This window comes from Parabacteroides caecihominis, assembly GCF_023656785.1.
Classification (GTDB): domain Bacteria; phylum Bacteroidota; class Bacteroidia; order Bacteroidales; family Tannerellaceae; genus Parabacteroides; species Parabacteroides segnis.
In genome coordinates, this window is the sequence record NZ_JAMOKS010000079.1 from 1 (window position 1) to 5,777 (window position 5,777).

At 55.1% G+C, this 5,777-nt stretch carries 3 protein-coding genes and 1 pseudogene; all 4 read left to right on the forward strand.

Features of this window, described 5'->3' with window-relative positions:
* A pseudogene (locus tag NBH14_RS28450) lies at positions 1 to 193 on the forward strand (hypothetical protein); the annotation flags it as partial.
* Positions 194 to 263: 70 nt separating this feature from the next.
* Positions 264 to 2,969: a fimbrial protein gene (locus NBH14_RS28455; RefSeq protein ID WP_250818004.1), complete on the forward strand. Its 2,706-nt coding sequence runs from the start codon at positions 264 to 266 to the stop codon at positions 2,967 to 2,969.
* 512 nt (positions 2,970 to 3,481) lie between these two features.
* The gene (locus NBH14_RS28895; RefSeq protein ID WP_186962094.1) at positions 3,482 to 5,506 is read left to right on the forward strand and encodes a fibrobacter succinogenes major paralogous domain-containing protein; all 2,025 of its coding nucleotides are present in this window, start codon (positions 3,482 to 3,484) and stop codon (positions 5,504 to 5,506) included.
* On the forward strand, positions 5,503 to 5,777 hold a 275-nt coding region (locus NBH14_RS28465), incomplete at its 3' end, for a DNA-binding domain-containing protein (RefSeq protein ID WP_250818006.1). The genes NBH14_RS28895 and NBH14_RS28465, both read left to right, overlap by 4 nt.

Here is a 5,777-nt window from a genome sequence, read left to right on the forward strand (position 1 = left end):
CTGGTCGGGTGACCGCCCGCTGATCCGTGAAGTGAACCTCTCGGAGTTCTTCCGTGAAATGAGCATCCCCTTTTCCCGCAACATCCGTCAGGAGTTCTCCATCACCCTCCAAATCGACGGCGACAAGATCTCCGTCCTCTTCACGGGTATCAGCGACTGGGAGGACGGGGGGACGATCGGGGGAGCGATGTGAGAATTGAAAATTGAAAATTGAGAATTGAAAATTAAATAAACACTCAGTATTAATTTAAACAAATTGTGTTATGAGAACAAAGTATTTAATGTATGCGTTAGCAGCCCTATTATTAGCAGGCTGCTCGGACGATGAGATTGACAGTGGCGGCGCAGGCGGCCTTAAACCGGAATCATGCAAGACGGCCTTCGGCTTCTCTCTGAAAGACTTTGCCCGTGGAAGCGTCCCCCTGAGTAAGGCGGACCCCAACCCTCTGGATAAGCTGCCGGCTTCGGTTGCCGAATCCACTCTCGACAGCCTCTCGGTCTATGTCTTCGACCAACATGCCGATACCCCTTACGACTCCACAAAGACCGTCTTTGCCGAAGAGTTCAAGGTGGGTGGCGGTGACCTGGCTGTTGACGCGACCGACAAAATCGCCCAGATCCAACTGAGCGGCCTGGGAAAGAAGAAAATCTATTTCGTCGCCAACGCCATCGGCCAGCACGACCTGGACAAACTGAAACTGGGCGAATCCACCGAAGCCCAGTTCCTCGAAATGAAAACGAACCTCCTGACCACCGCCGGCCAACTGGCCTGTCCGCTGATCATGACGGCGGTCGATTCGATAGAGATCACCGATGCCGCTGCATCGACCCCAACCGACGGAGGCGGCTATACACTGGGTATCGGCAGCACCGTGACCGGTCGCGCAGTCAACCTCAAACGCATCGTCGCCCGCTTCGACATCGAGAACTATGCCGAGACGAGCGACCTGGTGATCGAAAGCATCGAACTGAACAACGTCCACCCGTCCGCCCTGGTCAACAAGGCAACTAATTTCAAGGCGATGAAAAACAGCGAGTACGTCTATACTACTCCTGCTGACGCCCTGATCCCGTCGATGAACAAGTTCGACTTCACCCGCTACCCGAACGCCAACAACGGCCGTGCCGCGAGCGTCTTCTACCTCTATCCGGACCTGAACAACGGTGGCGGAGCCGACGGTGAGGGCGCCGAAGCCGATCGCTTCTACCTGACCCTTTATGGTAAAACGAAGAAGACCGGTGCCGGTGTAGTCTACAATGTCTACCTGTATAAAAACAATGCCGACCGCACGAAAGACGCCGTGATCGTAAAACCCAACAACCAGTACCTGATCAAGATCAACGACCTCGACCCGACAACGCTGAAAGCGACCATCACCGTCCAGGACTGGCTGATCGGTGACACCGTCGATTACGAAATGTCGGAAGGTACGATCAAACTGAGCTGTGTGGAATTTCCGCTAGTGGATGTCACCCCCGGCCCCGGGCAGCAGTTGAACATCCCGGCAGCCCGTGGCGGCGATGCGTCTGTCCCCGTCAACGTTAAAGTGGAAGCGATCAGCGAATGGCAACTCTTAAAAGGCTACAACGCCGAATGGATCGACACGACTACGAATATCACCGCCGACCTCCCTGTCGGTACCCTGACCACCGTAAAACCGCAGGAGGCGAACCCTTATAATAAGGAACGCCGCGGAACGCTGGTATTCCGTAACGTGCAACGTCCTTCCATCATGCAGACGCTGATCGTGACGCAGAAAGCGGGAGCGGCAACGAATGTAAATATCGGAAAATTGTCGGCAAAAGATGCCGCAACCTATCAGATCGTCAGCCGTCCGACCGACGGAACGACTAACAATGTCGGTACTACCGAAAAGGCCGATACGCTGATGTTACCCGGCGGAGGTGCACCGACTTTCTTGGCAAATGATCCCTACAATGATATCGAAATCGAAGTAGACAGCACCGCCACCACCCAGGAATGGTCGCTCAGTGTCGACCGCATTGACTCCACCTGGATCAAGATCACCGACGGCCCAGTATTGAACAAACAATGTAAAGCCTTCAAAGTATCGTTGACAGCGAATGACAGCATACGCCGCACCGGAACAATCCGTCTCTATGACCGCCAGGACGAAACGATCTACCGTGACCTGGTTGTCGTGCAGGAGGGAGCGGCAGTGACGGCAACACTTGCAACCGCAGATGGTTATACGCCTGGTGCCGGTTTTGTAGCATTGGCACAAGGCGCTGATACAGAGCATTACACGGTAACCTTCCCGAAAGAGAACTACACGAAGGAACCCTACCGCATCAAGCTAACCACCAACGGCACCTGGCGTATCCACGACGTAGCCGATACGGAATACCGTAACTGGCTGGATGCCTATTCGCTGAATAAACTCGACCGCCGTGTCATGAGTGGCACAGGCGACGCCATCATCGAAATCGGCACGACCGCCAACGACAGCGCCAGCGTCCGCACGGGCAATGTCATCCTGACCGTCGGCGACACCGAGTACACCATCGCCGTAACCAAGTTGTCGACCACCCCGGTCATCACCCTGGACGACAGCCATGTAACCGGCAACCATATCGACTTTGCCTCTGCCGCCTCCGCTCAGGGCGTCCGCTTCATCACCAACGACAACTGGAAAGTCACCGCGGTGAATGGAGTAGGGGCAGGTGTTACAGCCGACGCCGCCGACTGGCTCTCTTTCAGCAATGCCTCCGACGCCACCGATGCCGCCATCACCGCAGGCAGCGGCAGCATGGTCCTGAAAATCTCCGCCGCCGCCCAAACGGAAACGGGAGGAGTAGCCGGAGCCGGTGCCCCCGCCCGCAGTGCCACGGTCACAATCAAATGTAACCACAAAGCCGATGGCACGGATGATCCAACGGGTGCAGACAACCCGACCATCGTCCTGACCATCTACCAGGCCGGTATCGAAGCAACCCCGGTGCCGTAATTAGCGTCGGCGTCTTCGCTGCAAGCTCTCTTATCCCCCGAAGGGGGTAATTGTGAATAGCCCCCGGTGAAGCCGGGGGATTAGGATATCCGCCGGATGGTGCGTCCCTGTAGGGGGCGAACAACACGCAATGGTTGAACCCTTTCCGGGCTCACAGGATTCATCCCGATAATACCCCCCCGGTTTTACCGGGGGCTATTCACAGTCAGTCCCTTCGGGACATACAGATACATATTACAATAATGTATAACAATTAATATGAAACAATACATATTCCTCCTCTTCTCCCTCTTCCTCGCCGCATGCGCCGAGAAAGACATCTCCGGCGTCGACGCCCAACCGGCCCGAACTCCGGCCTGCGCCTCTCCGTCCGGCTCTCTTCGGGTGTAGCCACCCGCGCCCTGGAGGGCCCCTTCACCTCGGGCAAGGAAGAGAAACGCATCGACCGCCTCGCCTTCTTCGTCCATACCGCCGAAGACGGCTTCCAGGTCTACCCGCCCGTCCCCGACGGCGTGACCGACCCTGACGTGGCCGCCACCGACCATCCGAACGCCGTCTACCTTTCCGGCACTCCCGATGACGGCTACGAGGCCACCGTTGCCCTGACAGCCGGCGGCGGTTATGTGGCGGACATCATCGCCATCGCCAACCTCCCGGCCGATTACGACTACAACCAGATCGTCACCTGGCAGGGCCTCTGCGACAGCGTCGCCCTCCATGCCGCCACGATGCCCGCCTGCCTCCCCGGTTCCGCTGAAACCGATAAGGCAGCCCGCAACGCCTTCGTCATGTACGGTGACATCCGCAAGGAACTGAAGAAAGAGGAAACCAACGCGCTCTCCTTTGTGCTGCAACGCCTGGTGGCCCGTATCGACATCACCAACGAAGCCTACGCTGCGGGCACCATCCTCGATAACGCCGCCACCGGCCCCGAAAACAGCTTCTTCCTGACCTCTGCGCGCCTCTTGCATGCCCAGCCCACCGCCTTCGTGGTGCCGAAACCGGACATGACGCCCGAAGTAGTGACCACCAGCGACTGGGCGCCTATCACCGGCATCGGCACGGAAATCCTCTACGGCAAGCCGACCACTAAAGACATCGCCACCGACCCGACGCAGGAACCGGAAGCCGTCTCCGTCACCACAGCCGACGATGCGAAAGCCGCCACCCTCCAATACGCCTGGCACACCCTGTACACTTATCCGAACAGCGACACGGAGCATGCCCCGACCGCTTTGGAGATCAAAGGGACGTTCCGTGGCACGGAGATCACGCGACAAATCCCTTTCGTGGATAAGGAGGGCAACGCCTTCCCGGTAGAAGGCAACCACCGTTACCTGGTACGTATCGTAAAGGCTCCCGGCCAGACGGATATCGCCTTCAACATCGCCGTCTCTGAATGGGATGCGGTGGATACGGTCAACGTGAAGCCGGACCAGACGGAGGTGCCGGAGATTGCGAATATCGATGGCAACGGAACCCCGAACCTGATTAGTGACGTCGCAAAAGCGTATGATGTCTATTACACGCAGGACGGCAAAATCACCTTTGAAGCGACCTGTCCCTTTGCGCCCGGTGTCCGTGTGAAATACTACGACAGCCATACGGATAGCTGGACCACGAAAGGCGATTGGCTGAAAGTGGAACAGGTCGGCAACACAGAGATCGTGACGAAAGCGGATCATAGCTACAGGAACAGTTTTCAGGTTACTTTCAATAAATTTGATGGCGGCGTAACTCGTAAAGCGATGTTATTGGTACATAACGGAGGGAGCGAGGTGGAATGTGATACGATTTTGGTACGGCATGTGGTTACTTATCCGGGTACGGATTTGGAAGCCGTAGAGTACAAAGGACAGTTTTGGGCACCGGTAAATGTTGGTGGTTCTACAGATTTGACTACGGTAGATAAAATAACAGAGGATACGGCAGATGATGCTGTTTTGGGGTATTTGTATCAGTGGGGGAGAAACGTCCCGTTTTATTGTGCTACTTCTCCGGCAACAGTAAAGTATACAAAAGTAGCGGATTACCCAATTTATACAGAAGCATGTTCAAATACGGGTACTTATCAGAATAAATTGATTCTAAGTGCTGGTTTCATCGATTATACATGGCATAAGGATTATAGGCCGACTGCGGCTGCGGGTATCTCTCCGGAATTGAGTATTAGTGATGATGCTTGGCCTCGTAAAAACCAGCCATGTCCTGTTGGTTGGCGTGTCCCTACTCCTGTTGATTGGGATGGTGTCGTAGCTGAGATAAATGAGAATAAAGAATATCAAAAGAATGGCAAGTGGGTTTCTAAGCAAAACGATAAGTTCGTTTTGCCAGCAGTAGGTAAGATTAGTGGCATAGATGCTACTTCTAAAGATAGGGGTAAAAACTGCTATTATTGGACATCCGATCTTAAAGAATCAGGCAGGTCTACAGCGTTTTATGTTACTGATTATTTCGCAAGTACTACATCGGCGCTGGACGGTAATGTATACGCTTACCCCATCCGTTGTATCCAAGAACAACTCCCCACATTATGAAGACAATCCTCCGCGCTTATGCTTACCGCAACGCCTTGAAGAAGCCCGTCGGTCCTTTTTACTACCTGCGTGCTCTTTCGTTGGGTCGTTTGGGTATCGGCGATATCATCGCCCGTATCTCCCGGTTGCCTTTTGCCATCACTCAGCAGGAATACGCCTTTTTGGTGAATCTCTTTCTGGATGAATGCATCGCCGCCGCGACCGAAGGCTATCATATCGCCACGCCGCAGATGCGTTGGTCGCCCACCATCCGCGGCACCATCGTCCCCTC